The sequence below is a fragment of the Amycolatopsis sp. NPDC051372 genome, assembly GCF_040682095.1.
Classification (GTDB): Bacteria; Actinomycetota; Actinomycetes; order Mycobacteriales; family Pseudonocardiaceae; genus Amycolatopsis.
Genome location: NZ_JBFBAF010000007.1, coordinates 59,638 through 85,682 on the forward strand (window position 1 = coordinate 59,638; position 26,045 = coordinate 85,682).

At 70.1% G+C, this 26,045-nt stretch carries 22 protein-coding genes and 1 pseudogene; 10 read left to right on the forward strand and 13 right to left on the reverse strand.

Annotation, left to right across the window (positions count from 1 at the left end):
- Nucleotides 1-580: 580 nt before the first annotated feature.
- The 5 genes from AB0M56_RS12665 to AB0M56_RS12685 all read left to right on the forward strand — a co-directional run bounded on the left by AB0M56_RS12665 (nucleotide 581) and on the right by AB0M56_RS12685 (nucleotide 7,433).
- Complete coding sequence (locus tag AB0M56_RS12665; RefSeq protein ID WP_220238333.1) at nucleotides 581-1,558, forward strand: ABC transporter permease; 978 nt, start codon at nucleotides 581-583, stop codon at nucleotides 1,556-1,558.
- The gene (locus AB0M56_RS12670; RefSeq protein WP_364174360.1) at nucleotides 1,558-2,553 is read left to right on the forward strand and encodes an ABC transporter permease; all 996 of its coding nucleotides are present in this window, start codon (nucleotides 1,558-1,560) and stop codon (nucleotides 2,551-2,553) included. Before AB0M56_RS12665 ends, AB0M56_RS12670 begins: the two co-directional genes overlap by 1 nt.
- Nucleotides 2,550-4,682, forward strand: coding sequence for an ABC transporter ATP-binding protein (locus tag AB0M56_RS12675; protein WP_364174363.1), 2,133 nt, complete (start codon nucleotides 2,550-2,552; stop codon nucleotides 4,680-4,682). Before AB0M56_RS12670 ends, AB0M56_RS12675 begins: the two co-directional genes overlap by 4 nt.
- 53 nt (nucleotides 4,683-4,735) lie before the next feature.
- The gene (locus tag AB0M56_RS12680) at nucleotides 4,736-6,418 is read left to right on the forward strand and encodes an ABC transporter family substrate-binding protein (protein WP_364174366.1); all 1,683 of its coding nucleotides are present in this window, start codon (nucleotides 4,736-4,738) and stop codon (nucleotides 6,416-6,418) included.
- A gap of 76 nt (nucleotides 6,419-6,494) precedes the next feature.
- Entirely contained in the window at nucleotides 6,495-7,433 is a 939-nt protein-coding gene (locus AB0M56_RS12685; protein WP_364174369.1) for a DUF3592 domain-containing protein, read from the forward strand.
- Here AB0M56_RS12685 and AB0M56_RS12690 read toward each other — a convergent pair.
- From AB0M56_RS12690 to AB0M56_RS12705, 4 genes are read right to left on the reverse strand one after another with little or no spacing between them, the layout of a single operon-like run.
- The gene (locus tag AB0M56_RS12690) at nucleotides 7,425-8,405 is read right to left on the reverse strand and encodes an aminoglycoside phosphotransferase family protein (RefSeq protein WP_364174372.1); all 981 of its coding nucleotides are present in this window, start codon (nucleotides 8,403-8,405) and stop codon (nucleotides 7,425-7,427) included. The genes AB0M56_RS12685 and AB0M56_RS12690 overlap by 9 nt on opposite strands.
- A 57-nt stretch (nucleotides 8,406-8,462) precedes the next feature.
- Nucleotides 8,463-8,861, reverse strand: coding sequence for a hypothetical protein (locus tag AB0M56_RS12695; protein WP_364174375.1), 399 nt, complete (start codon nucleotides 8,859-8,861; stop codon nucleotides 8,463-8,465).
- A gap of 19 nt (nucleotides 8,862-8,880) precedes the next feature.
- Complete coding sequence (locus tag AB0M56_RS12700) at nucleotides 8,881-9,090, reverse strand: hypothetical protein (protein ID WP_364174377.1); 210 nt, start codon at nucleotides 9,088-9,090, stop codon at nucleotides 8,881-8,883.
- Nucleotides 9,087-9,677, reverse strand: a complete 591-nt coding sequence (locus AB0M56_RS12705) for a hypothetical protein (protein WP_364174380.1) — start codon at nucleotides 9,675-9,677, stop codon at nucleotides 9,087-9,089. The genes AB0M56_RS12700 and AB0M56_RS12705 overlap by 4 nt, the downstream gene beginning before the upstream one ends.
- 108 nt (nucleotides 9,678-9,785) lie before the next feature.
- Between AB0M56_RS12705 and AB0M56_RS12710 the strand changes: the two genes are divergently transcribed.
- The 3 genes and pseudogenes from AB0M56_RS12710 to AB0M56_RS12720 all read left to right on the forward strand — a co-directional run bounded on the left by AB0M56_RS12710 (nucleotide 9,786) and on the right by AB0M56_RS12720 (nucleotide 13,153).
- The gene (locus AB0M56_RS12710; protein ID WP_364174383.1) at nucleotides 9,786-11,000 is read left to right on the forward strand and encodes a histidine kinase; all 1,215 of its coding nucleotides are present in this window, start codon (nucleotides 9,786-9,788) and stop codon (nucleotides 10,998-11,000) included.
- Nucleotides 10,997-11,639: pseudogene (locus tag AB0M56_RS12715) on the forward strand (response regulator transcription factor). Before AB0M56_RS12710 ends, AB0M56_RS12715 begins: the two are co-directional and overlap by 4 nt.
- Before the next feature lie 56 nt (nucleotides 11,640-11,695).
- On the forward strand, nucleotides 11,696-13,153 hold the full coding sequence (locus AB0M56_RS12720) for an amino acid permease (RefSeq protein ID WP_364174386.1): 1,458 nt from the start codon (nucleotides 11,696-11,698) through the stop codon (nucleotides 13,151-13,153).
- On the opposite strand, the gene AB0M56_RS12725 is transcribed toward AB0M56_RS12720, so the two are convergent.
- Genes AB0M56_RS12725 through AB0M56_RS12735 form a run of 3 tightly spaced genes read right to left on the reverse strand, consistent with a single transcriptional unit; the run spans nucleotide 13,150 to nucleotide 16,104 of the window.
- Nucleotides 13,150-13,908, reverse strand: coding sequence for a hypothetical protein (locus AB0M56_RS12725; RefSeq protein WP_364174389.1), 759 nt, complete (start codon nucleotides 13,906-13,908; stop codon nucleotides 13,150-13,152). The genes AB0M56_RS12720 and AB0M56_RS12725 overlap by 4 nt on opposite strands.
- 4 nt (nucleotides 13,909-13,912) lie before the next feature.
- Nucleotides 13,913-15,274, reverse strand: coding sequence for a glutamine synthetase family protein (locus AB0M56_RS12730; protein ID WP_364174392.1), 1,362 nt, complete (start codon nucleotides 15,272-15,274; stop codon nucleotides 13,913-13,915).
- A gap of 20 nt (nucleotides 15,275-15,294) precedes the next feature.
- Nucleotides 15,295-16,104 (reverse strand): EamA family transporter, encoded by an 810-nt coding sequence (locus AB0M56_RS12735; RefSeq protein WP_364174395.1) that lies wholly within the window; start codon nucleotides 16,102-16,104, stop codon nucleotides 15,295-15,297.
- A 340-nt stretch (nucleotides 16,105-16,444) separates the two neighbouring features.
- On the opposite strand from AB0M56_RS12735, the gene AB0M56_RS12740 reads away from it, so the two are divergent.
- The gene (locus AB0M56_RS12740) at nucleotides 16,445-16,624 is read left to right on the forward strand and encodes a hypothetical protein (RefSeq protein ID WP_204090267.1); all 180 of its coding nucleotides are present in this window, start codon (nucleotides 16,445-16,447) and stop codon (nucleotides 16,622-16,624) included.
- A 319-nt stretch (nucleotides 16,625-16,943) separates the two neighbouring features.
- Here the strand turns inward: AB0M56_RS12740 and AB0M56_RS12745 are convergent, their stop codons facing one another.
- From AB0M56_RS12745 to AB0M56_RS12765, 5 genes are all read right to left on the reverse strand, one after another.
- Nucleotides 16,944-18,113 (reverse strand): ROK family transcriptional regulator, encoded by a 1,170-nt coding sequence (locus AB0M56_RS12745; RefSeq protein ID WP_364174398.1) that lies wholly within the window; start codon nucleotides 18,111-18,113, stop codon nucleotides 16,944-16,946.
- A 23-nt stretch (nucleotides 18,114-18,136) separates the two neighbouring features.
- Nucleotides 18,137-19,567 (reverse strand): ABC transporter permease, encoded by a 1,431-nt coding sequence (locus AB0M56_RS12750; protein ID WP_364174401.1) that lies wholly within the window; start codon nucleotides 19,565-19,567, stop codon nucleotides 18,137-18,139.
- A gap of 20 nt (nucleotides 19,568-19,587) precedes the next feature.
- Nucleotides 19,588-20,361, reverse strand: a complete 774-nt coding sequence (locus AB0M56_RS12755; RefSeq protein ID WP_354873475.1) for an ATP-binding cassette domain-containing protein — start codon at nucleotides 20,359-20,361, stop codon at nucleotides 19,588-19,590.
- 97 nt (nucleotides 20,362-20,458) lie between these two features.
- Nucleotides 20,459-21,598 carry a substrate-binding domain-containing protein gene (locus tag AB0M56_RS12760; protein WP_364174405.1) on the reverse strand — a complete coding sequence of 380 codons (1,140 nt, stop codon included), beginning with the start codon at nucleotides 21,596-21,598 and terminating at the stop codon, nucleotides 20,459-20,461.
- Nucleotides 21,599-21,990: 392 nt separating this feature from the next.
- On the reverse strand, nucleotides 21,991-23,739 hold the full coding sequence (locus AB0M56_RS12765) for a DEAD/DEAH box helicase (protein ID WP_364174408.1): 1,749 nt from the start codon (nucleotides 23,737-23,739) through the stop codon (nucleotides 21,991-21,993).
- 226 nt (nucleotides 23,740-23,965) lie between these two features.
- On the opposite strand from AB0M56_RS12765, the gene AB0M56_RS12770 reads away from it, so the two are divergent.
- Entirely contained in the window at nucleotides 23,966-25,108 is a 1,143-nt protein-coding gene (locus tag AB0M56_RS12770; RefSeq protein ID WP_364174411.1) for a YihY/virulence factor BrkB family protein, read from the forward strand.
- A 39-nt stretch (nucleotides 25,109-25,147) separates the two neighbouring features.
- Here the strand turns inward: AB0M56_RS12770 and AB0M56_RS12775 are convergent, their stop codons facing one another.
- Nucleotides 25,148-25,987: a hypothetical protein gene (locus tag AB0M56_RS12775; RefSeq protein WP_364174414.1), complete on the reverse strand. Its 840-nt coding sequence runs from the start codon at nucleotides 25,985-25,987 to the stop codon at nucleotides 25,148-25,150.
- Nucleotides 25,988-26,045 lie beyond the last annotated feature (58 nt).

Below are 26,045 nucleotides of genomic sequence, written 5' to 3' on the forward strand. Positions count from 1 at the left end.
CCCGTCACCGGAATCCGGTGACGGGGTTCTTTGCTGTGCGCGAAGATCCGCTGGGCACTGATCAACCGGGAACTGATCGATCGGGCATGCTCCGATCAAGCGCTGGCTCGACCGGCCACTGTGGACGAAGAAGGGCCGAAGCAGAGGACTGGACCTCTGTCGGCGGGTCGCCGGCAGGCACAGAGGTCCAAACCATGACCGGTATGTCCGTTTCCGGCGTTCCGCAGCCGTTCGCAGCATTTCCGTCCGCCCTCGGAAACATTTCCGGAACGTGATCCGCGGTATTCGCCCACACACCCACCGCGACGAGCCGCAGGTAGTGAATACCTCGCTGGCCCCGCCCACCGCAACAGCCGAAAGTCGGTCCTTCACGTGCCTGCGGCGGAAATCGTGATTATTTGGTTGCCTGGGAACGAAGATCGGAGGGCCTTCTCCGGATTATGCTGCGCCGACAACGAGCGTCAGCAGCATTCGGAAGGCAGCACCGGCTAGTGTTTTCGACGAAAACTCAATCGGGCGAGAGTCAGGCGTGGCCGTCGGTACGGAGTGGAACCTCCGTTCCCGGTGAATCGAGGAAATCGTGATCGGCTTCCTCCTCCGCCGCCTCGTCAACTACGTGGCATTGTGCCTGGTCGCCACCTTCGCAGCCTTTTCCTTGGCGTCGCTGGCTTTCAGCCCGCTCGACGCGCTGAAGCTGCGGAACCCACCGGCTCCGCAGTCCACTATCGACGCCAAGGCGGCCGAGCTCTACCTGAACCAGCCCATCCCCGAGCGCTTCTTCACCTGGCTCGGCGGAGTGCTGCAGGGGAACTTCGGTCGCACGGTCGCCGACCAGCCGATCACCGACGAGCTCTTCCGCCGTGCCGGCGTGAGCCTTCGGCTGTTCTTGCTGGGCATCACGATCGGCATCATCATCGGCGTGCTCGTCGGTGTGGTGAGCGCGATCCGGCAGTACAAGGTGAGCGACTACGTGGCCACCACGTTCTCGTTCGTCGTGCTGTCCACCCCGGTCTTCGTGATCGCCACGATCCTCAAGGCGGGCGCCCAGTCGGTGAACGACAACCTGCTCGGCGGGTACCAGTTCTTCATCGTGCAGGGCGAGACGAGCGGCATCGACGGCAGTTTCGGCGACGTGCTGCTAGACCGGTTGCAGCACATCATCGTGCCGACACTGGCGATCGTGCTGACGCAGGTCGCGTACTACAGCCGCTACCAGCGTTCGGCAATGCTCGACGTGCTCGGCTCCGACTTCCTGCGCACTGCACAGGCGAAGGGCCTCACCCGCCGGCGCGCGCTGTTCAAGCACGGCCTGCGCACGGCGCTGATCCCGATGGCGACGCTGTTCGCGTTCGGCTTCGGCCTGCTCATCACGGGCGGCATCTTCACCGAGCGGATCTTCGGCTGGTACGGCATGGGCGACTGGCTGGTGACCGGGATCCAGAAGCAGGACACCAACATCGTCGCGACCGTGACGCTGTTCATCGCGATCTGCGTGCTGCTGGCCGGGTGGCTGGCCGACGTGCTCTACGCCGCGCTCGACCCGAGGGTGAGGATCTGATGGCCGCTCCCGTGAACGAGGCCGACATCGCCGACTCCGCCGTGCTGGCGGTCGACCCGCGCAGCGATGCCGAAAGCAGGTCCTCCAGCCGCGGCAAGCTCGTGCTGCGCCGCTTCCTGCGCAACAAGCTCGCGGTCATCTCGCTGGCCGTGATCGTGCTGTTCTACGTGCTGGCCTTCACCTACACCTGGTACTCGCCGTGGTCGTACGACGAGCTCGACCCGCTGTCGAACCTGCTGCCGCCGGACGGGAACCACTGGTTCGGCACGAACCAGATCGGCGGCGACATGTTCGCGCAGACCATGCGCGGGCTGCAGAAGTCGCTCACGATCGGCCTGCTGGCCGCGCTGTTCTCCACCGGCGTCGCCTCGATCGTCGGCGCGGCCGCCGGTTACTTCGGCGGCTGGACCGACCGCATCGCCATGTGGGTCGTGGACCTGCTGCTGATCCTGCCGCCGTTCCTGATCATCTCGATCCTCTCGCCCGCCTTCCGCGGCAAGACGTGGCTGATCCTGGTCGGCCTGATCGCACTGTTCCAGTGGATGATCACCGCCCGCATCGTGCGCGGTATGACGCTGACGTTGCGCGAACGCGAGTTCGTGAAGGCCGCGAGGTTCATGGGCCAGCCGTCGTGGCGGATCATCGCCAAGCACATCGTGCCGAACATGGCCTCGCTGCTGATCATCGACGCGACGATCAACGTCGGCGTCGCGATCATCACCGAGACCTCGCTGTCGTTCTTCGGGTTCGGCGTGCAGTCGCCCGACGTCTCGCTCGGCACGCTCATCGCGAGCGGTACCGACGCGGTGCGCACCTTCCCCTGGCTGTTCTACATCCCGGCGGGCTTCCTCGTGGTCACCGTGCTCGCGGTGAACTACGCGGGTGACGGCCTGCGCGACGCGCTCGATCCTTCTTCGTCGCGGTCGCGGCGCAAGGAGCGCAAGCGCATCGCCGAAAAAACGAAGTCCCCCAGCACCACAGGAGCCACAGCATGACCGCCTCGCTCGCACTGGGCGCGGAGACCGAGAAGCCCACCGGCACGGTCCTGGAGGTCTCCGACCTCGACGTGTCGTTCCCGTCCGAATCCGGCCGCGTGCACGCGGTCCGCGGGCTCTCCTACCAGGTCGCGGCCGGCGAGGTGCTGGGCATCGTCGGCGAGTCCGGTTCCGGCAAGTCGGTGTCGTCACTCGCGGTCATGGGCCTGCTCCCGCCGCAGGCGCGCATCTCCGGCTCCATCCGGTTCCAGGGCAGCGAGCTCATCGGCAAGTCCGACACCGAGCTGTCCAAGCTGCGCGGCAAGAAGATCTCGATGGTCTTCCAGGACCCGCTCTCGGCGCTGACACCCGTGTACACCGTGGGCGCGCAGATCGCCGAAGCACTGCTGGTGCACGCCAAGGGCTCGATGTCCAAGCAGCAGGCCAACAACCGGGCAGTGGAGCTGCTCGACCTCGTCGGCATCCCGAACGCCGCCGCGCGCGCCAAGGCGTTCCCGCACGAGTTCTCCGGCGGCATGCGCCAGCGCGCGGTGATCGCGATCGCGATCGCCAACGACCCGGACCTGATCATCGCCGACGAGCCGACCACCGCGCTCGACGTCACCGTGCAGGCCCAGGTGCTGGAAGTGCTGAAGACCGCGCAGGAGGTGACCGGCGCCGGCATCGTGATCATCACCCACGACCTCGGCGTGGTCGCCGGGTTCGCCGACCGCCTGATGGTCATGTACGCCGGGCGCGCCGTGGAGCAGGGCCCGGTCGAGACCATCTACGCCCAGCCGCGGATGCCGTACACGCTGGGCCTGCTGGGCTCGATCCCCCGCGTCGACGCGCACGAGAAGCAGCCGCTGGTGCCGATCGAGGGCCAGCCACCCTCGCTGGTGAACCTGCCCTCGGGCTGCCCGTTCGCGCCGCGCTGCCCGCTGGCGATCGACGCGTGCCACCAGGCCGAGCCCGAACTGTTCACGATCACGCCGGGCAACCCGAACGCTCCGGTCGACACCACGCACCGAGCCGCCTGCATCCGCACCGAGGAGCTGGCCGGCCCCAAGGCCGACGCGGCCGAGGTCTACGGCGCCGAGGTGATCGAGGAGGCGGCGGTCGCGAAGCTGCCGCGCACGCAGCGCACCACCGTGCTCGACGTGCAGGACCTGCGGAAGCACTACCAGATCACCAAGGGCGCGGTGCTCAAGCGCAAGGCCGGTGTGGTCAAGGCGGTCGACGGCGTCAGCTTCGACATCGTCGAGGGCGAGACACTGGGCCTGGTCGGCGAGTCCGGCTGTGGCAAGTCGACCACGCTGATGGAGATCCTCGAGTTGGCCGCCCCCCAGAACGGGTCGGTGGCGGTGCTCGGCCGGGACGTCGCGAAGCTGAACGGCAAGGGGCGCAAGGAGATCCGGCGCGACCTGCAGGTGGTGTTCCAGGACCCGATGGCCGCGCTCGACCCGCGGCTGCCGATCGGCGACATCATCGCCGAGCCGATGGTGACCCACGGCTACGGCAAGGCGCACATCGCCAAACGCGTGCCTGAGCTGCTCGGGCTCGTGGGGCTGCGCGCGGAGCACGCCGACCGGTACCCGGCGGAGTTCTCCGGCGGGCAGCGCCAGCGCATCGGCATCGCCCGGGCGCTCGCGCTCGAGCCGAAGCTGATCGTGCTCGACGAACCGGTGTCCGCGCTGGACGTGTCGATCCAGGCCGGCGTGATCAACCTGCTCGACGAGCTGAAGGCGAAGCTCGGCCTGTCGTACTTGTTCGTGGCCCACGACCTCTCGGTGATCCGGCACATCGCCGACCGCGTGGCCGTGATGTACCTCGGCAAGATCGTCGAGATCGGCGACGTGGAGACGGTCTTCGACGCGCCGCAGCACCCGTACACGCAGGCGCTGCTGTCCGCGATCCCGATCCCGGACCCGATCAAGGAACGCGAGCGGACCCGGATCATCCTCACCGGCGACCTGCCCAGCCCGGCGAACCCGCCGTCGGGCTGCCGGTTCCGCACGCGCTGTTTCGTGTTCTCGCAACTGTCCGAACAGGACAAGCAGAAGTGCATCGACGTCGAGCCGCCGCGCGAGTCGCGCGCGGACGACCACGACGTCGCCTGCCACTACGCCAAGACCCGCGAAGTCGTGTAGCCACGCATCCGTTGGCACACAGGGAAAGAAAGGCAAATATGATGCGACGGAGAATGGCCGCACTCGTGGCTCCCGTTGCCGCTCTGGGGCTCCTGCTCGCCGCTTGCGGCGGCGGCTCCTCCAGCAGTGGTAACAGCGGACTGCAGGACGCCGGCACCCAGCAGGTCAAGTCCGCGGACATCAACGCGATGCCGCTCGACCAGCTCAAGGACGGCGGCGACTTCAAGTGGCCGGTCGACCAGCTGCCGGACAACTGGAACTACGACGAGGTCGACGGCACGGTCGCCGACGGCGCCTGGATGTTCGGCGCCATCATCCCTTACCCGTTCCCGCAGAACGCGGACGCGACGGTGGGCGTGGACCCGAGCTACCTCACCTCGGCCGAGGTCATCAGCACCGACCCGCAGGTGGTCGAGCTGAAGATCAACCCGAAGGCCAAGTGGAGCAACGGCCGGCAGTTCTCGTGGGAGGACTACGCCGCGCAGGCCAACGTGCTCAACGGCAAGAACCCCGCCTACCAGGTGTCGGGCACGACCGGCTACGAGGACATCGCCAAGGTCGAGAAGGGCACCGACGACCAGGACGTGAAGATCACCTTCGCGAAGAAGTTCGCGGAGTGGAAGTCGCTGTTCAGCCCGCTGTACCCGAAGGAGCTGAACGCCGACCCGGACACCTTCAACAAGTCCTGGGCCCAGAAGCCGGCGATCACCGCGGGCCCGTTCAAGGTCAAGAGCATCGACCAGACCGGCAAGACCGCGGTTTTCGAGCGTGACCCGAACTGGTGGGGCCCGAAGCCGAAGCTGGACACCGTGACCTACAAGGTCGTGGAGCGCGCCGCGCTGCCGGACGCCTTCGCCAACGGCCAGATCGACTTCTACAACCTGAACAACGACATCAACGCGTTCAAGCGTGCGCAGTCGGACCCGAACACGGTCATCCGCCAGTCCAACAACCCGGACTACACGCACGTGACGTTCAACGGCGCGCCGAGCTCGATCCTGGCCGACAAGGATCTGCGCGTGGCGATCATGAAGGGCATCGACACGGTCTCGATCAGCAAGGCGATCCTCGGCCAGATGCAGAAGGACACCACGCCGATCGGCAACCACCTGTACCTCAAGGGCTCCAAGACCTACGAGGACAACTCGGCGCCCTACAAGTTCGACGCGACCGCCGCGAAGGCCGAGCTCGACAAGCTGGGCTGGAAGCAGTCCGGTGACCTGCGCGCCAAGGACGGCAAGCAGCTCAAGCTGCGTCTGGTGATCCCCTCGGCAACGCCGATCAGCCAGCAGACCGGCCAGATCATGCAGTCGGAGCTGAAGGCGATCGGTGTCGGGCTGGACATCCAGGCCGTGCCGAGCACCGAGTTCTTCAAGAACTACGTCAACGTCGGCAACTTCGACCTGACGCTGTTCCGCTGGCTGTCGAACTCGTTCCCGATCGGCGGCAGCAAGGGCATTTACTACCTCGACCCGAAGAACATCAACCAGAACTACGGCCGCATCGGTGACGACAAACTGAACCAGCTGCTCGACACCGCGGCGCAGGAACTGGACGACACGAAGCGGGCCGCGGACATCAACGCCGCCGACAAGGAGATCTGGGCCCTGGGCCACCAGCTCCCGATCTTCCAGTCGCCGGGTGCGTTCGCCGTGCGCAAGACGCTGGCGAACTTCGGTTCGCCGGGCTACGCGAACAACCCGTACGACTACACCAAGATCGGCTTCGTGAAGTAACGCTGTACCCCCGGGAGAGCGGCGCGGGCCCCGGCCCGCGCCGCTCTTTCCTTTGTAGACACCTAAGGTGGCACTCATGCGGAGTTTCCTGCGGTTGCGCCCGGTGCGCCACGTCCTCGTGACGAGCGGCGTGGTGCTGCTCGTGTGCGCGGCCGTGTTCGTGTTGCAGCTGCTGGAGTTCTCCCACGCGCAGGCCGACGTCCGGGGCATCACGGCGCAGGCCACGGGCACGGTGGTGCGCGGCGGCGAAGGCTCGGCGACCGTGCGCTTCCCGGTGGCCGGCGGGTCTCTCACCACGGCCGATGTCGCGCTGGACAGCTCGGCGCCGAAAACCGGCACGAGCGTGCCCGTGCTGTACGACCCCGCGCAGCCGTCCCGCGCGCTGATCCGCGACGCGACCCCGATCGTGACCGCCGACCGCGCGACAACCTACGCCACCGTGACCGTGGTCGCGGCCGCGGCGGTGCTGGCGGTCGATCTTTTGCTGCTCTTCACACGCTTCATCCGGCCCGCGCGAGCCGCGGCGTCGACGGCACCGATCCCGGTGCGACGGGTGAAGGTGCAACGCGGTCTGCTCACGCGGTCCTGGCTCGAAACCGAGACGGCGTCACCGCGCTGGATCCCGGTGTACTTCTCCCCCACCCTGATCGGCCTGCCCGCGCCGACGAAGGTCGTGGTGCGCGGCGACGTGCGCCGCGACCGGCTTGTCGCCGTCGAGGTGGGCGACGAGCTGCTGTACTCGGCCGGCTCCGTGCGGGCCACCGAGCCGCGCGGCCGCCGCACCGACAACCCCGTCGAGCCCGACGAAGAACGCGCGCTCGCCGCGGCGCGCCCGGTGTCGCTGGCCCGCCAGTTCCGCGCCGACCTCCCGGTGCTGGCCGTCGCCCCCGTCGTCGGCGCGTTCTGGGCTTTCGTCGACGGCAGCGGCTTCAGCGGGTGGCTCGTGGTCACCGTGCTCGTCGCCGCGTTCGGGTTCTGGTGGGCCGCGCTGCGCGGCTCCGACCCGTCAGTCTGAGCCCAGCTCTGCGAGGACGGCGGCCAACTCGTCGTAGGAGTCCGCGAGCTTGTCCGCCTGGTCGAGGCGGTGGCGCTCCAGCCGCAGCGCGCCGAGGTGGCGGGCGCGGTAGTAGAGCATCCGCCGCCGGGCCTCGGGTGAGGTGTCGAGCGGGCCGTAGGCCTCCCAGAACGTGTCCCGCTCCGTGCCGGGTTTGGCCAGCGCCATGCGGATCGGCCAGTCGGCCGCCGGGTCGCCCCACCAGCTGCGGTCGTGGTCGTAGACGCCGGTGACGCGGAGGTCGTCGGCGAGCATCACGTTCACCGTCCACAGGTCACCGTGGAGCAGGCGCGGTTCGGTGACCTCGTCGAGCAGCGCCGAGTCGCGGGCGGCGAGCTTGCCGATCTCCCGCACGTCGGCGGCGTCGAGGCCGAGGTCCTCCAAGTCGAGCGCGTTGTCGGCGAAGAAGGCGACCAGCGCTTCGCTCCACGTGGCGAAGTGCGGCCCCGCGACCGGGCCGAAGCCGGGCCCGCGCACGTCGTGCACGAGGCGCGTCAGGCGGCCCAGCTCGCGGAAGAACGGCCCGCGCTCGGCGGGTGGGTGGCTCGGCAGGACGTCGGGCCCGGCGCGGCCGGCGAGCACGGCCTGCACCACGTAGTCGCGCGGGACCACCTCGTGGGTGAAGTCGGCCGCGATCGTGCGCGGCAGCAGGTGCGCGATGGGCGCGAAGTAGGGCGCGGCGATGTACTCGTTGCGCATGAACTGCCACTCGGTCCGCGCCTGGCGCGCAGGCTCGGGGGCCACGCGCAGGATCACCGGCCCGTCGGCGAGCTCCACGCGGTAGGTCGTGTTGTAGCCGCCCCAGCCCAGCTCGATCGCGGCGCGGACCACGGTGGCGGGCCCGAACACGCGCTCGCACACCGCTTCGATCTGCTCGGGGCCGAGCTGCTGCTGGAACGCCCCGATGGGGCGGTCGAGGGGGCGGAAGTCCATGGGCTCATCCTGGCAGCCCCGTCAGCGGCACCTGATCACGAGCCGCACCCCTTCCGCTCAGGGCACCGCCAGGCCCTCGCGCCTCAGCAACTCCTCGATGCGCAGCCGTTCGAGATCGCGGTCGATGCCCTCGGGCAGCGACTCGAGCCGGTGCTCGACGTCGACCGCGCGGCAGGCCGTCTGCAGCAGCTCGTCGTAGGCCTGGCGGGTGCCGATGCGGCGGGCCGCCGGAGTGCCGGGCGGGTACGACGCGAGCACGCGGTGCACCCGTCGCAGGTCCGCGGAGAGGCGCTCGACGGGCGGGCCAGCCGGCTGGAGCTGTTCGCGGCGGCGGTCATGCAGCCAGCGGTAGAGGGTGGGCACGCGCAGCGCGCACCAGAAGAGCGCCGAGGGGGCGATGCTGACCACGGCGAAGAGGACGAGAGGCCCGGCCACGCTGCCGGTCGCGTCGGCCACGCGTCCAGTGTAAGCCGCGTCACAGGTGATCGCGCCGGCGTTTGCGAGCCTGTCCGGCGAACAGGACGGCCGCTCCCACCGCGAGCAGCACTGCGCTGGCCGCGATGTGCAGCTGCGGGGGCAGCAGGTGCAGCTGCACGAACCAGCTCGGGTTCGTGGAGCCGGCGAGCCGGTTGATGAGCCCGCCGGCCCCCTGGATCACGAGCAGGAGACCGAGGAGCTCGATCACGAGGTCACCTTCTGCTTGCTCGCCTCGTCCTTCTTGCCGAACAGCTCGGTCCACAGCGGGCCGGCAAAGAGCCAGATGCCCACGAGACCGCCGAGGCGCGGCAGCCACTCCCACAGCGGCCCGACCTGGCCCGGGCGGCCGATCAGGAAGATCGCGGCGAGCAGCAGCACCGCGGCGATCACACAGGCCAGCACGCACTTGTACCACTCACGCCACTCGTGGCGGACCTTCGCCTTGCCCCGCAGCTTCGGCGCGAGCGGCGGGCCGCCGGCGAAACGGTGGGCGAAGCGCACGTCGGCCCAGCGGACCATGCTCGGGCCGAACACGATGCTGAAGCCCAGGTACACGGCGGCGAGGCCGTGCGAGAGGTTCGGGGTGGTGCCGCGCGCGAGGTCGACGACGGTGGCGACGAGCACCACCAGGTCGATCACGGGCACGGCGGCCAGCAGCACAGTGCTGACCTTCTTCAGCTTCAGCGGGTAGCGCGCCACCAGGCCGCCCACGAGGACGACCCAGAAGGCCACTTCACCACCGACGATGAACAAGGTCGCCGGGTTGTCGACGAGGTAGTTCCCGATACCGTGCATGCCCCTAATGTCTCGCGATCTTGCCTGGGAAGAATCGGTGAAGAGCACGATCGGGGGGTCATCACTTAGTAGGACGACCGCCAGTGGCCCTTGTGCTTCCATGGGGTCGTGCCGCTGCGAGGAACCCGCGCGCCGGCCCTGTTCAAGCCCCGGGAGCTGCCCCCGTGGCAGCAGGACGGCCTCATCGGCCTGTTCGTCTTCGTCGTGGGCCTCGCGCTGTACCTCACCGACGTCTACCGCCTGATCCCCGGCCCCGACCACTTCGGGCTGTGGGTGCGGCTGGTGGAGCTCGCGGCGCTTTGCGGCCTGTCGTTCCTGCGCCGCTGGGTGCCGGGCGGCCTGCTGCTGGCCACGGGTGTGCTCGCGGTCGACCTGGTGCTGGGCCCGTCCCTGCCGGTCGTGGCCGTGTACACCGACTTCCTGTACGCGGCAACGCTCTACGGGTCGCGCCGCATGAGCCGGGTGATGATCGGCGTGGCGGCCACGGCCGCGCTGGCCGTGCTGGTCGCCGCGCTGGCCGTGTCCGCGCAGTGGCGCGTGGCCGTGATCGGCGCGCTCGGGATCCTGCCGTTCCTGCTGGTGCCGGTGTGGTGGGCGGCGAACGTGCGCCAGCAGCGCGACATCGCCACCACCGAACGCGCCAACGCCGAGCAGCTGGCGAAGATCGCCGAGCTCGACCGGCGCGCCGCCGTGGCCGCCGAGCGGGCCCGGATGGCGCGCGATCTGCACGACGTGATCGCGGGCCACCTCTCGGCCATCGCGATCCAGTCCGAGGCCGCGCTGTCGATGGCCGAAGACCCGAAGATGTCCGGCGCGGTGCTCGAGGCCGTGCGCGAGAACAGCGTGAGCGCGCTCGATGAGATGCGCACGATGATCGGCCTGCTGCGCGCCGCGTCGGAAACGGGCGACGACGAGTACGAGACCACCGCCCCCGCGCGGCTCGCCGAGCTGTCGCGGCTCGTGGAATCCGCGCGCGCCACGGGATTGGAGGTCGTCGTCGAATCCACAGTGGACTCCTCCGCCGGCTTGCCCGCCGCGGTCGACCTCACCGCGTACCGGATCGCGCAGGAAGCGCTCACCAACGCGGTGAAGCACGCGCCGGGTGGGCGGGTGGTGGTGGACCTGCACTGCGACGGCGGCATACTCACCGTCGAGATCGGCAACGAGCTGCGCTCGGCGGCCGCGCGCACCGGTGGCACGGGCCACGGGCTGCTGAGCATGCGCGAACGCGCGAGTGCCGTGGGAGGGAAGCTGAGCGCGGGCCCGTCGGGCTCGGACTGGGTGGTCCGCGCCGAACTGCCGCTGGTGGAGGGACACGCGTGACGGTCAAGGTGGTGGTGGCCGACGACCACGGGGCGATCCGGGCGGGCCTCGGGCTGATCCTCGGCAACGCCGAGGGCATCGAGGTGGTCGGCGAAGCCGCCGACGGGGCCACCGCGGTCCGGCAGGCGCGAGCGCTGCGGCCCGACGTCGTACTGATGGACGTGCGCATGCCCGGCACCGACGGCATCACCGCCACGCGCGAATTCGTCGCCGAAGGGCTGGCGCAGGTCCTCGTGCTCACGACGTTCGACCTCGACGAGTACGTGGACGCCGCCCTGCGCGCCGGTGCCGCGGGTTTCCTGCTCAAGTCTGTCGAAGCGCCGCGGCTGATCGAGGCCGTGAAGCTCGTCGCCGCGGGCGAGGGGGTGCTGGCCCCACAGGTGACGCGCAAGCTCATCACGGCGTTCGCGCAGTCGGCCGGAAAACTTGTCACCACGCCCTCGGGTCTGGACGACCTCACCGACCGCGAACGCGAGGTGCTCGGCTGCCTCGGCGCCGGCCTGTCCAACGCCGAGATCGGCACCCGCCTGCACATCGGCGAGACCACGGTGAAGACGCATGTGTCGCGCGTACTCACGAAACTCGACCTGCGCTCACGCCGCGATCCTCGCGCAGGAAGCCGGGCTCGCACTGGACTGAAGTCCGCGCCGAGCAGCCGATCTGCGGGCCGGCCCGTGAGCTTCTAACGTTCTTCCATGGGTGTGCGGAGAACGTTGGACGTGGACGAGGTCCTGAAGCGCCAGGACTCGGGCGAGCTGAAGCGGCGGCTCAGGGGACGCGACCTGGTGGGGTTCGGCGTCGGCATCATCATCGGGACCGGGATCTTCACGCTCGCCGGCGTCGAGGCCAAGACCCACGCCGGCCCGGCGGTCACGCTGTCGTTCGTGATCGGCGCGATCGTGGCCGGGCTCGCGGCGCTCTGCTACGCCGAACTGGCGTCGAGCGTGCCGACGGCCGGCAGTGCCTACACCTACGCGTTCGCCACGCTCGGCGAGGTGTTCGCGTGGATCATCGGCTGGGACCTGCTGCTGGAGTTCGCGCTCGGCGCCGCCGTGGTGTCGCGCGGGTGGTCCGGGTACCTGGCGAACCTGCTCGGGTTGTCGCCCACGTGGTTCGGCGAGGACGCGAAGGTCAACATCGGCGCGGTGATCATCATCGCCGTGCTGACGGTGGTGGCCGTGTTGGGGATCAAGGAATCCGCGTGGCTCACCAACCTGCTGGTGTGCGTGAAGGTCGCGGTGTGCGTGCTGATCGTCGTGGTGGGCGTGTTCTTCGTCAAGGGCGCCAACCTCACGCCGTTCATCCCGCCGGCGCAGCCGCCCTCGGGGGGCTCGGGCGTACTGGAACAGCCGGTGGTGCAGGCCGCGCTCGGCCTCGAGCAATCCGTGTACGGCATCGCGGGTGTCGTGACCGCGGCGGCTGTGGTGTTCTTCGCTTACACCGGTTTCGAGGCGCTGGCCAACCTCGGCGAAGAGACCATCAACCCGCGCAAGGACCTGCGCGTGGGCATCCTCGGCGCGCTGGCCGTGTGCGCCGTGCTCTACATCGCCGTCTCGATCGTGCTCACGGGCATGATCCCGTTCACCGACATCGACACCGGCGCCCCGCTCGCGGCCGCGTTCGACAGCGTCGGCCAGCACTGGGTCGGCGCGCTGATCTCGCTCGGCGCGGTGACCGGCCTGACGTCGGTGATGATGGTCGAGCTGGTGACCATCGGCCGCATCGGCTTCGCGATGGGCCGCGACGGCCTGCTGCCCAAGGCCATCGGCACCACCCACCCGCGCTGGGGCACCCCGCACCGCATGACCATCCTGGGCGCCATCCTCATCGCGGCGCTCGCCGCGTTCGTGCCGATCTCCGCGCTGTCGGACATGGTCAGCATCGGCGCCCTCTCGGCGATGATCATCGTCGCGCTGGCCGTGCCGGTGCTGCGCAAGCGCCGCCCGGACCTGAAGCGCCCGTTCAGCGTGCCGTTCTCCCCCGTGGTGCCGATCATCGCCGCCGTGGCGTGCTTCTACCTCATGCTGAACCTCGACGTGCTCACCTGGATCCGCTTCGCCGCGTGGCTCGTGCTGGGCCTGCTGATCTACTTCTTCTACGGCCGCAAGCACTCCCGCCTCGCGCCGGGCAACCGGGCCGGGTCGACCACTTAGGCGAAGCCGGGCCGCAGGCCCGCGCCGGCGACCGCTTCGGCGAGCTCGCCGGCGTGGGCCGCGTCCGCGACGAGCAGCAGCACTCCCGAGGCGGCCAGCGCCGCCGTGACCCATTCCGCCGGCTGGTCGTGGATCCCGTTGTCCCCCAGCACGGCGTAGGTGTCCACAACGGACAGCAGCGTGCCTTCGGCGCCGATCCGCACGCCGGCCACCAGTACGTGGTGGTGGCCCGGCGGGCGCCACCGGTTCGTCCACAAGGGAGGTACGCCGGTGTGGAGGTAGTCGAGCAACGCGCGTTCCGGGGTGTCGGGCGAGCCCAGTTCGGCCGGGTCCAGCCGCGCGAGCACCGCCACTCGCGGCAGGTCCCACAGCGCCACGAGCAGGTCGACCAAGGCTTGCGGGGACCACTCCCCTGTCGCCGGGACGACCCGCAACCGCTTGCCCGACAACGCTTCCACGGCGGCGGCCAGCGCTTGCGGCTCAGTACCCGCTGTGGCGGCGTCGCACGGGACGGGAAGCCGGAAGACGTCCCGGTTCTTCGCCCCGGCCGGCGGTTCGCCCGGCGCGCGCACGGTGCCGGCCGCCACCGCGACCTCGTCCTGGTCGGTCACGGCGCAGCCGGCCGCCCGCAGCACGGCCAGCGCCGCGAAGGCCGCCGAGAGCCCGTCCTTCTGAGGCAGCTCGGCGCGCGCTTCGGCGATGAGGCGCGCGGCTCCGGGCAGCCAGTGCACGGCGGAGAGCTCCGCGTCGGCCACGCGGTCAGTACCGCCAAGCGTGGGCCGCGACGATCTCCTCCGGCGTGCGGTCCGCGGCCCACGCCGCGTCCGATGCGCGGACCGCGCGGAACGCGCCCAGCAGCTCGTCGCCGAGAACGCCGGCCACGCGGGGGGACGCGAGGAGCGCCGCGTCCTGTTCGGCAGGGTTCGCGGGCAGCGGCAGCACGCCGCGGGTCTCGCGCTCGCCCGCCGTCCAGCCGCCCGGGTCTTCGGCGATCGGCTCGGGCAGCGGGGCGCCGTCCTCGATGCCGGCCATCCCGGCGGCCAGCACGACCGCCAGCGCGAGGTACGGGTTGGCCGACGCGTCGGAAGCCTTGAGCTCGACGTTCGCGTGGTCCGGGCCGAGCAGGGCCGAGCCCGGCACGTACCGCAAGGGCGCTTCGCGGTTCTCCACGCCCCAGAACGCGTACGCGCCGGCGAAGTAGCCCGGGCGCAGCCGCAGCGTGGAGGGCACGCTCGGGGCCGTGACGGCCGTCAGGGCGGGCAGGTCGCGCAGCAGGCCGCCGAGGTAGGCGGCGCCTTCGCCGGCGAGATCGCCGGGGCGGCCCTCACCCGCGAGCAGGTTGCGGCCGCGGCGCCGCACGGAGGTGTGCAGGTGCCAGCCGTTGCCGGCCGCCGCGAGGCTGACCAGCGGCGCGAAGCTCACGGCGAGGCCGTGGGCGAGCGCGGCGGCGTGGATGGTCTGGCGGGCAAGGAGCTGGTCGTCCGCGGCCGACACGGGGTCGGTGGCCGCCAGCGACAGCTCCAGCTGCGCCACGCCGTACTCGGCGTGCAGCTGACCGATCTCCAGGCCGTTGGCGGCGAAGTCGTGCAGCAGCGCGGCGACGAACGCGTCGAGGCGGACGAGCGCGTGCGGGCTGTAGGCGGGGCCGGGGTGCCCGGGAGCCGTGACGACGTCGGTGCTGCCGGCGGGCGTCACGGCGAACTCGAGCTCGTAGCCCGCGCGGAACTCCAGCCCGCGCCGGCCGGCCTCGGCGACCTGGCGTTCCAGCACCGAGCGCTGGCAGTAGGGCCACGGCGAGCCGTCGGCGGCGACCTGCCGTGCGGGCGCCCAGGCGAGCGCGGGCTGGCCGGCGAGGCGGCGCAGGCGTTCGAGCACCGGCACGAGCCGGATGTCGCCGGACGGCGTCGCCAGGCCCGCGTGGCCGTAGGTGATGGCGTCGTGGCTGTCGAACACGGCGAACAGCGAGGTCGCGCCCACGCCGCGGGCGGCGGCGCCCGCGAGGCCGTGGATGGGCACGATGCGCGAGCGCGGGATGCCGTTGTTGTCGGCCCAGGACAGGTGCACCCCGCCCACCCCGGACAAGGCCAGGTCCTTCGCGACCGCCGACGCCGCCTTGGTCATCGCCACCTCCGGGGTTCGGGTCAGTATCGCGGCTCCGGCGAGACATCGTCGAACGCGGGCTCGTCCCTGCGGCGCAGCGCGACCCCGGCGACCACCGCGAGGGTGCCCAGCGCCTCCGGCAGGCTCGGCACCTGCGCGAGCAGCGCGTACCCCGTTACGCCGACCGTGACCGGGAGCAGCGCCAGCAGCACCGCGAAGCCGGCCCGGCCCACGCGCCGCAGCACGAACTGGTCGAGCACGTAGGGCACCACCGTCGACAGCACGCCCACGCCGATGCCGAACAGCAGCATACGTGGCGAAGACCACACCTCACGGGTGCCGAGCGCCAGGGGCGAGAGCACGACCGTGGCCACGGCGAATCCCACCGCGAGGCTGTCCACGCCGTCGCCGGCCACCGCGACGCGCTTGCCGAGCCCGATGTACCCGGCCCACGCGGCCGCCGCGACCAGAGCGAACACGACGCCCGACGCGCTGCCCTCCAGCCGCACGTCGGCGATCGCGACGACGCCGACGGCCACCAGCGCCAGCGCGCCGAGGTCGCGGCGCGTGCGCGACCCCACGGCCGCCACGACCACGGGCCCGGCGAACTCCAGCGCCACGACCGTGCCGAGCGGAAGGCGGGCGATGGCCTCGTAGAAGGCCACGTTCATGACGGCGGTGACCACGCCGAACGCGGCGGCGAGCAGGAACCGCCGGCCCCGCCACGCAGCGCGGGCAGGCCGGCGCCACGCGAGCAGCACCACGGCGGCGCCCAGGCAGCGCAGCCAGGCCACCCCCGAGGGGGAGGCGTGCCCGAAAAGCCCGACCGCGATGGCCGCCCCGGCATACATCGAAATTCCGCTGAGAACGAACAAGACCGGGGCCGGAATGGCCGTCGCACGTTTTCCGGATAGCACAGAACCCACTCGCGCATGGTGCCTGACCTCGGAAAACGACTACGCAGAGGCACCCTTGTCCTAAGGGGCGGGATGGGACTACGGCAACTGGGGTAATTCGGCGTGACACAGGTCCCACCGGTGCGGGAACACTTGCGGGCCGCGAAACGTCTGGAACAGTGGAAGCACGAACACCGCGGAGCCGGAGGCGATCCCGCCGAGGGCATCACTTCCGAAGTGGGCGTAGCTGGATCGAGGTACTGGGTAACCAGTACCGGGACGGAGGGAGACCCCCATGACATCACCCACGCTCACCCGCCCCGAATTGACCGCCGCCGACCGATGCGACCGGTGCGGGGCTGCGGCTCAGGTACGCGCCGTCCTCAGCTCCGGAGGTGAGCTGCTCTTCTGCGGGCACCACGCCCGTGAGCACGAGGCCAAGCTCAAGGAACTGGCCGCGGAGATCCAGAAGTAGGGGTCTCGAAAGACCACGCCGAGACGAACGACTCGGCCCGAAGGCGGCGGGTGCCCGATGCACCTGCCGCCTTCGGCGTATCGAGACCCATTCGCGGTGAAACCGAGACCCCGGCGACTTCGCCACTTGCAACTTCACGTTTTGCACCGGGTGCTGAATTGACAATTCCTGTCCGGTCCGAAACCGCACCGAAACCGAATACCAGGCACTTCAGTGGCAAACGCCACACCCGGCAATTCCCAGTGGGCGATCGCCGGGAAGTCCGTGAAGGGCACCTTGCGGGACTCGGAGTCCGGCAAGGTGCCCTTCACGAAACTGCCTAGACCGTGTCGAGGACGACCTCGAACGCAACCTCGGCGGCGCCCAGCAGCTTCACGTCCGCGCCCAGCGCCGAGCTCACGATCCGCGTCCCGCCGACGGCCCGGCTCACCAGGCTGCGCCGGCGGACCTCGGCGGCCACGGCGCGGATGACCGAGTCCGGCAGCACCGTGAGCAGGTCGCCCAGCACGACGAGCTGCGGGCCCAGCAGGTTGACCACGTTGACGAGCCCGAGCGTGAGCCACTCGGCGAACTCCTCGAGCCGGGAGAGCGCCGCCTCGGGGTCACGGGCCAGCTCCCGCAGCTCGAACAGGATCGCGCCCCGCGCGGTGTCCTCCGGCAGTCCCAGGGCCCGGCACAGGGCCGCCTCGCCGATCTCGGTCTCCCAGCAGCCACTGCTGCCGCAGTAGCAGGCGCGTCCGCCCGGGCGGACGACCATGTGGCCGATCTCCCCGACGTAGCCCGCGCCGCCCCGCAGCGACGAGCCCTGGGCGATGACGCCGCCGCCGACACCGACGTCGGCGGACACGAACACGGCGTCGGACGATCCACGGGCCGCGCCGCGCAGGTGCTCGGCGACGGCGCCGAGTTCGGCGTCGTTGCCGACCAGCACGGGGATGCGCAGCACGCTGGACAGGCGCTCGCCGAGGGCGACGTCGGTCCAGCGCAGGTTCGGCGCCTCGTGCACGTGGCCGTCGGCGCGCCGCACGACCCCGGGCACCGACACCCCGACGGCCACGGGCGTTACCCCGAGGTCGCCGGCCAGCACGGCGGCCGACTCGATCACGTGTGTAATCACTTCGTCGGCCTCGCGCATCCGGCCGCGCAGGTTCCAGCTGTTGCGGCCGAGGATCTGGCCGCCCAGCCCCACGAGCGCGATCGCCACGTGCTCGACCTGAAGGTCGACCGCGAGCACGACCGCCGCGTGCGGCTGGGGCAGGACCAGGAGCGAGGGGCGGCCCGCCCCTCGTCCCGGCCTCGGCACCTTCTCCTCGACGACGCCCGCTTCCGCGAGCCCGTCGACGAGGGTCTTGATCGTGCTCCGGTTGAGCCCCAGCTCCGCGGCCAGGGTCGCCCGGGTGCTCGGCCCGCCGACGTGCAGCAGGCGGAGCAGGGTCGTGCGGTTGTGCCGGCGCACCTCGTCGGGTCGTGCGACGGACGAACTCGTCACCGGCTTGAACGTGACATCGGGCGTCAGCGTGCCGACGCAGCCGCTCGGCGCCGCGACAGCGCGTCGACGGTCGCCGCGAGCAGCAGGACGAGACCGGTGACGATGTTCACCACGGCGGCGGTCTGCTGGAGCAGGCCCAGGCCGTTGTTCACGATCGCCAGCACGGCACCACCGATCACCGCGTCGATGATCCGGCCCTTGCCGCCGAACAGCGACGTGCCACCGATGACCGCCGCGCCCACCGCGAACAGCAGCGTGTTGAGGCCACCGGACTGCGGGTTGACCGAGCCGATCTTCGACGAGTACACGATCGCGCCGATCGCCGCGAACGTCGAGCTGATCACGAACACGCTGGTACGCAGCTTCGGCACGTTGATACCGGCGCGGCGGGCCGCTTCCTGGTTGCCACCGACGGCGTAGAGGTGCCGGCCGTAGCGCGTGCGGTTGAGCACGTAGGTGCCCGCGACGAGCAGCGCCAGCACGATCGGGACGACGAAGGGCACGCCCTCGATCACCACGAGGTTGTTGGACGAGCGGTTGACGGTGAGCAGGTACGTCGCGACTCCCGCGATCACCGCGACCAGGCCGACCTTGAACAGCACGATCGGCGTGGGCTGCACCACGAGGCCACGCTTGAGCCGCGAGAAGTGCTGCCCCAGAGCCACGAGCGCGTAACCACCGGCCGCGACGATGAAGAGGATCCAGCTGCCCAGCACCGACAGGTTTCCGTTGGCCACCGCGTTCAGCGTCTGGCTCGTGCTGATCGGCAGCGTGCCGCCCTCACCGATGAACTGCAGGATCACGCCCTGCCACACGATGAACAGCGCCAGGGTCACGACGAACGACGGCATGCCGATCTTCGAGACGAGGAAACCGGTGATGCAGCCGATGGCCGTGCCGGTGCAGATCGCGATCAGCATCTCGAGCCACGCGTTCACCGGGACACCGATGAGGATCACCACGATGCCGATCCCCGCCACCACCGCCCCGGCCCAGATCCGCTGCAGCACGGCCAGGATCACGGCGAGCGCGAGCACGGCGATGAACGTGATGAACACGCCGCTGCCCATGGTGCCCAGCAGGTTCCCGTTGTGCACGTAGTGCAGCGCCATCAGCGAGGCGCACACACCGGAGGCCGTACCGGCCGACAGGTCGATCTCGCCGAGCAGCAGCACGAACACGATGCCCATCGCGATGATGGTCTGGCCCGCGCCCTGGGCGAGCAGGTTCGCGATGTTGCGAAGCGTGAAGAAGTCACTCGAGAGGGCGCTGAACAGGATCGCCAGGACGATCACGCCGAGCACGGCCGGGACCGAGCCGAGCTGGCCGTCCTTCATCCGCGCGAAGTAGTCCTTGATCGCCTCGCCCGTCGACATCGACGTGGTGTCGATACCGAAGTCGGCGATCGCGTTCGCCTGGTCCGGCTGCGGGGCCTTGGCTGGAGTCTCAGTCATCTGCGATTCTTTCTCGTTGCTCACAGCACGACGGCTTCGGGGCGGGCCAAGCCGAGATCGCCCGACCGGCCGGCGGTGATGAGTTCGACCACCTGGTTCGTGGTCACATCCTTGGTCTGGACCTCGGCGACGAGCCGGCCCAGGTACAGCACGTCGATACGGTCGGCGACCTCGAAGACGTCGGCCATGTTGTGGCTGATCAGCACCACGCCGAGGCCCTGCTCCGCGAGCCGGCGGACCAGGTCCAGCACCTGCCGGGTCTGCGCGACACCGAGGGCGGCGGTCGGCTCGTCGAGGATCACGACCTTGCTGTTCCACAGCACCGACTTGGCGATCGCGACCGTCTGGCGCTGACCACCGGAGAGCGCGGAGACGGGCGTGCGCACGGACTTCACCGTGCGCACCGACAGGGAGGCCAGCGTTTCACGCGCGGCCTTCTCCATGCTGGCCTCGTCGAGCAGCCACTGGCTGCCGCGCTCGCGGCCGAGGAACATGTTCTGGACGATGTCGAGGTTGTCGGCCAGCGCGAGGTCCTGGTACACGACCTCGATGCCGAGATCGGCCGCGTCCTTCGGGCTGTGGATGTGGACGTCCTGGCCGTTGAACCGCACGGTTCCCGTGTCGTACGGGTGGATGCCGGCGATGCACTTGACCATCGTCGACTTGCCGGCGCCGTTGTCGCCGACGAGCGCGGTCACTTCACCCGCCCGCACGGCGAAGTCCACGTCGTGGAGGACGTGGACCGGGCCGAAGCTCTTGTTCAGACCTTTGATGTCGAGAATGGGCTCGCTCATGGGGTTCGCATATCTCTCGCGTGGGTACCGGGCCGGGATGCGTTGTCGGGGAACGCATCCCGGCCCGGCTGTTTTGGGGGTGTGCTACTCAGTCAGCTCAGGAGATGCCGTACTGGGTGCACTTGGCGGCGAGGTCGCCGGTGCAGATGTCCGACGCCTTGACGTAGCCCTGCTGGACCACGGTCTTGATGTCGTTGACGGTGATCAGCTGCGGCGTGAGCAGAACCGACTTCAGGTCGCGGTTGTTCTGCGGGTCGTGCAGCGTGCCGGTCGCGATCGCGTCCGCGGCGGCCTTGTCACCCTTGGCCAGCGCGGCGGCCAGCTTCGCGGTGTTCTCGGCCTCTTGCTTGATCGGCTTGAAGATCGTCAGCGTCTGGTCGCCGCGCAGGATGGCCTGCAGGCCGGCCGCGGTCGAGTCCTGGCCGGTGACGGGGACCTTGCCGTTGAGGCCGTTCTTCTGCAGCACGGTGATGACCGCGCCGGCGAGCTCGTCGTTCGCCGCCACGACGCCGTCGACCTTGCCGCCGGCCGAGGTGAAGATCTGCTCGAAGGTCGTGCCGCCGAGCTGCGGGTCCCAGTCGTTGATGGCCTGCTTGCGGACGAGCTTCAGCGCGCCCGAGGCGTACAGCGGCTTGAGGACCTTGTCGTGGCCGTCGCCGAACAGCGTGGCGTTGTTGTCCGTCGGAGCGCCCTCGATCTGGACGACCGAGGCACCCGGCTTGTTCTTCAGCGCGTCGACCATGCCCTGGGCCTGGATCTCGCCGACCTTCTCGTTGTCGAACGAGACGTAGTAGTCGGCCGAACCGCCGAGGCTCGGGCGGTCGTAGTCGATGACCGGGATGCCCGCGGTCTTCGCCTTGGCCTCGATCGCGGCACCGACGGCCGGGTCGGACGGGGCGATGACCAAGACCTTCACGCCCTGGCTGATGAAGCCGTCGGCCAGGGTCGAGAACTTCTGGTTGTCACCCTGGGCGTTCTGGATGTCGGCGGTGAAGCCCTGGGCCTGGAGAGCGGCCTGGAGCATCGGCTTGTCGAACGCCTCCCACCGGGCGGAGGTGGCGGTCTCGGGCAGGATCACGCCGACCTTGCCGTTCGCGCCGCCGCCGGCGGGGGCGGAGGCCGAGCCGGAGGCGGAGCTGTCCCCCGTGCCCCCGGAGTTCGAGTTGGCACCGCACGCGGTCAGCACCAGGCCGGCGCTCACCGTGGCGGCAAGGAGGGTAAGGGTTCTGCTGCGCATCCTCGTTCCTTCCGGATCATGCTCGCGGGGCGGTGATCCGGAAGGCCCGGCGCACCGACGCGCATATGTTGTGGCCGACAACATATGCCGCTGAGCAGCTTCGCGGAAGATAGCTGGATCGATTAAATGACACCAATTGGACACGGTTTCGCAACACGGCCCGACCACAGCCCGGAAAGGGTAAATCCACTGACGGAGTGATCGCCAGTGCGCACCGAGCGTGACGAGATCGACTTCGCTGACTCTTCGTGAGCCTGACGCCTCAACGGGGTCGCCCACACACGTTCAGTAATCAACCCCGCCACACCCTCCGCATCGCCCCACTGTGGCGTTGGTTGCGTTCAACGCACCCGATGGGGTGTTTGGGCGGATCGGAGGCGAGGAAGCAGGGGTCACCAGGAACGCAGCGTGACGATCCGCTCTTCGAGCTGCTCCACGGTCGCCATGGCGGTCGGCGGGCCGCCGCACACCCTGCGTAGCTCGTTGTGGATCGCGCCGTGTGCCTTCTTCGTGCGGTGGTGGTAGACGCCGACCAGCGCGTTGAGCTCCTTGCGCAGCGAGCCGAGGCGCTCGCTCACCGACTGGGGCCGCGCGGCTGCCGGAGCGGCCTTCTCGGCCTCGGGCTTGCGGCGCTTCTCGTCGGAGAGCTGCTCCTCCTGCCGCTTGCGCAGCAGGGCGCGGACCTGGTCCGGTTCGAGCAGCCCGGGCAGGCCGAGGTACTCCTGCTCCTCGTCCGAGCCGGAGAAGACAGCGGTCCCGAACGAGTTACCGTCGTAAATCACCTGATCGAGCTCGGCCGACGCGCCGAGCGAGGTGAACGCCTTCTCCTCTTCGCCCGGTTCGTCCTCCGTGCGGTTGGCCTGGGCGAGCAGCTCGTCGTCCCAGCCGTCCTTCTCGCGGTGGGGCTTGCCGAGCACGTGGTCGCGCTGCGCCTCCAGCTCGCTGGCGAGCTCCAGCAGCACGGGCACGCTGGGCAGGAAGACGCTCGCCGTCTCGCCCTTCTTGCGGGCCCGCACGTAGCGGCCGATGGCCTGGGCAAAGAACAGCGGGGTCGAGGCGCTCGTGGCGTACACGCCGACCGCCAGCCGCGGCACGTCGACGCCTTCGGAGACCATGCGGACCGCGACGATCCAGCGGTCGGTGGAGTCGGAGAACTCCTTGATGCGACCCGAAGCCTTCGGGTCGTCCGACAGCACGAGCGTGGGCGTCTGGCCGGAAAGGCGTTCGAGGATCTTCGCGTACGCGCGCGCCGACTCCTGGTCGGTGGCGATGACCAGGCCGCCCGCGTCCGGCACGCCCTGGCGCACCTGCGACAGGCGCGTGTCGGCGGCCTGCAGCACCGAGGGGATCCACTCGCCCGACGGATCGAGCGCCGTGCGCCAGGCCCGCGCGTTCTGCTCCGCGGTCAGCGGCTCGCCCAGGCGCGCCGTGAACTCCTCCCCCGCGCTCGTGCGCCAGGAGGCCTCGCCGGAGTAGGCGAGGAAGACCACGGGCCGGACCACGCCGTCGGCGAGCGCGTCGGCGTAGCCGTAGCTGTGGTCGGACTTGCTGCGCTGGAAGCCGCCCTCGTCGGGCTCGTAGGTGACGAACGGGATGGCCGAGTCGTCGCTGCGGAACGGGGTGCCGGTGAGCGCCAGGCGCCGCACGGCGGGCATGAACGCCTCACGCGTCGCGTCGCCCCACGACTTCGCGTCGCCGGCGTGGTGCACCTCGTCGAGGATCACCAGGGTCTTGCGGTTCTCCGTGCGCACGCGGTGCAGCGTCGGGTGCGCGGCCACCTGCGCGTAGGTCACGGCGACGCCGCGGTAGTCCGACGACGTGACACCGGTGGTGTTGCGGAAGTTCGAGTCGATGTCGATGCCCGCCGCCGCGGCCGCGCCCGCCCACTGGTGCTTGAGGTGCTCGGTCGGCGTGACGATCGTGACCGCCTCGATGGTGCGGTCCGACAGCAGTTCGGCGGCGATGCGGAGACCGAACACGGTCTTGCCGGCGCCGGGCGTCGCGACCGCGAGGAAGTCCTTCGGCTTGCTCGAGAGGTACTTCGTGAGCGCCCGGCGCTGCCATGCGCGCAGCGGACGCGCGGTGGTGTCCTGCTCGGCGGGTGGTGCCCCGAGGACCCCCTGCGTCGTCGTCTCGGACAACCTCGCTCACCCCCTCCCCAGGGCCGCGAATCGCGGCCGTGACGTGCGAAAACCCCCACTGTGGTACCGGCTTCGACGCCGGCGACTGCGGTGAGGGCACTTCGGGCAGCTTACCTTCCGGGCACCGCGGCGCCCGGCACCGCCACGGGTGATGTCCCCCGACACGCCCGGAGAGGGGACCCGCGACGAGCCAAATTCCCGCGAATGGACCATGCTGGGACCCACCATGGGTGAGGTGAGACCGGACGCCGAGGCGGCGACGGCGACGAAGACGGCGCGCAAAGGGCCGTGGCGCCTCATCACGCGCACCTTCGCCAAGGCCTGGGACGGCAACATCTTCTCCGAGGCGGCCGAAGCCGCGTTCTGGCAGACGCTCTCGCTCCCGCCCCTGCTGCTCGGGCTGCTGGGCAGCCTCGGCTTCGTCGGCGAGTGGTTCGGCCAGGGGGTCGTCACGGCCGTGCACGACCGCATCATCACGTTCTCCCGCACCATCTTCAGCACCAATGCGGTGCAGGAGATCATCGAGCCGACGGTGAACAGCATCCTCACGGTCGGCAAGGGCGAGATCGTGTCGGTGGGCTTCGTCATCTCGCTGTGGGCGGGCTCGTCGGCGATGTCGTCGTTCGTCGACGCCATCACCGTGGCCCACGACCAGTACGGCGTGCGCAACGAGGTGTGGCAACGGATCTTCGCGCTGCTGCTGTACCTGTGCGGGCTCGTGATCCTCGTCGTCGGGCTGCCGCTGCTGGCGATCGGGCCGGACCTGCTGCCGGAGTTCTTCCCGGTCGCCTGGCGCAGCACGGTGTCGGCGTGGGTCGGCACGCTCTACTACCCCGTGCTGAGCGTGATGATCGTGCTGGCGCTGACCACTCTGTACAAGCTGGCGCTGCCGCGGCGGCTGCCCTGGCACCGCGGGCTGCCGGGCGCGGTGCTCGCGATGCTCGTGTTCCTGGTCTCCAGCATCGGGTTGCGCATCTACCTCAACGCGATCACCAAGACCGGCTACACCTACGGCGCGCTCGCCGCGCCGATCGCGTTCCTGCTGCTGATGTTCTTCATCGGCCTGGCCGTGGTCGGCGGCGCGTACTTCAACAGCGCGATCCAGGAACTGTGGCCCGCCAAGGCGACCCGGCGCCAGCGCCGCAAGTGGCGCCGGCTCGAGATGGAGCGGGCCAACGAGCGGATGCGGGCCGAGGAGGGGCGCAAGCTCTGGGACCGCACCACGATCCCGTTGCGGCGCCCCAAACGCCCTGACACCGCGGACGGGGCCGAGCCCGAAGTGGCGCAGGAGGAAGCGGTTCCGGACGAGGACGCGGCGGACGAGCTGCCCGACCGGTCCGGTCACGACGCCGCGCGCAAGCTGCCGTGAAGGGCACCTCTCGGCAGAGATGCCCTTCACCGGCCTGGGTCAGCCTTGCCGGAAGCGCCAGGTCTTGCTGTCCACGGCGATGCAGACGCTCGGCGACATCACGATCACGCGCAGGGTGCTGTCGCGCTCGTCGAAGTCGATGCCCTCGACCTCGAAGTTCCCGCTGCACCCGCTCTGCAGCGGCAGCTGGCCCCGCGACGTCACGTGGCCGGTCACGTCGGAGCCGGACAGGGGCGCGTCGAGGTCGACCTGCAGCAGCGGTTTGGTGGTGCCGAAGAGGCTGCCGTCGGGGTCGTCGGAGGCGCACATCAGCCGCGTGGCCGTGACGAAGTCACAGCCCTGCACATCGCGGACCTGGTGGTCGAGGCGGATCGCGGAGGCGTAGGTCAGGTTCTGCGCCGGGTCGGTGAAGGCGACGCCGGGCATCGGGTGCACGAGGAGGCGGTCCATCGTGCCCCACTCGCCTGCCACCAGCCAGCGCGCGTCGGGCGAGACGGCGGCGAAGGAGTTGTTGCTCGCCTCCCATGGCTCCAGCGCGTGCCGGTAGTCGGTCTGCGTGCCGTCGGGCGCCTGCACGCGGAAGAGCTTCGCGCCGCGGTCGTCGCGCTGGTAGGGCTCCACGTACCAGCCCTGCGCCGAGCCAGGGTCGCCGACGTGGTTCCAGCCCTGCACGGCCAGCCCGACGTCGACCGTGGCGACGCCGGTGTAGCGGATGGTGGTGCCCGACGGGCGGACGATCGTGGCGAGGCCCTGGCTCTCGTCGAGCGGGCGGGCGCGGTCGGACCCGACGGCGGTCCACCCGGTGACGGCCTGGGCGAGGCCCGGCACGGCGGCCGCGAGCACCACGACGAGGGCGAGGACGATCCCGGTTCTGCGCATGTGGAAGTCTCCTGCGGGAAGGAACTGGCGGGATCGCAGATCTACCAGTTCTTCCCCG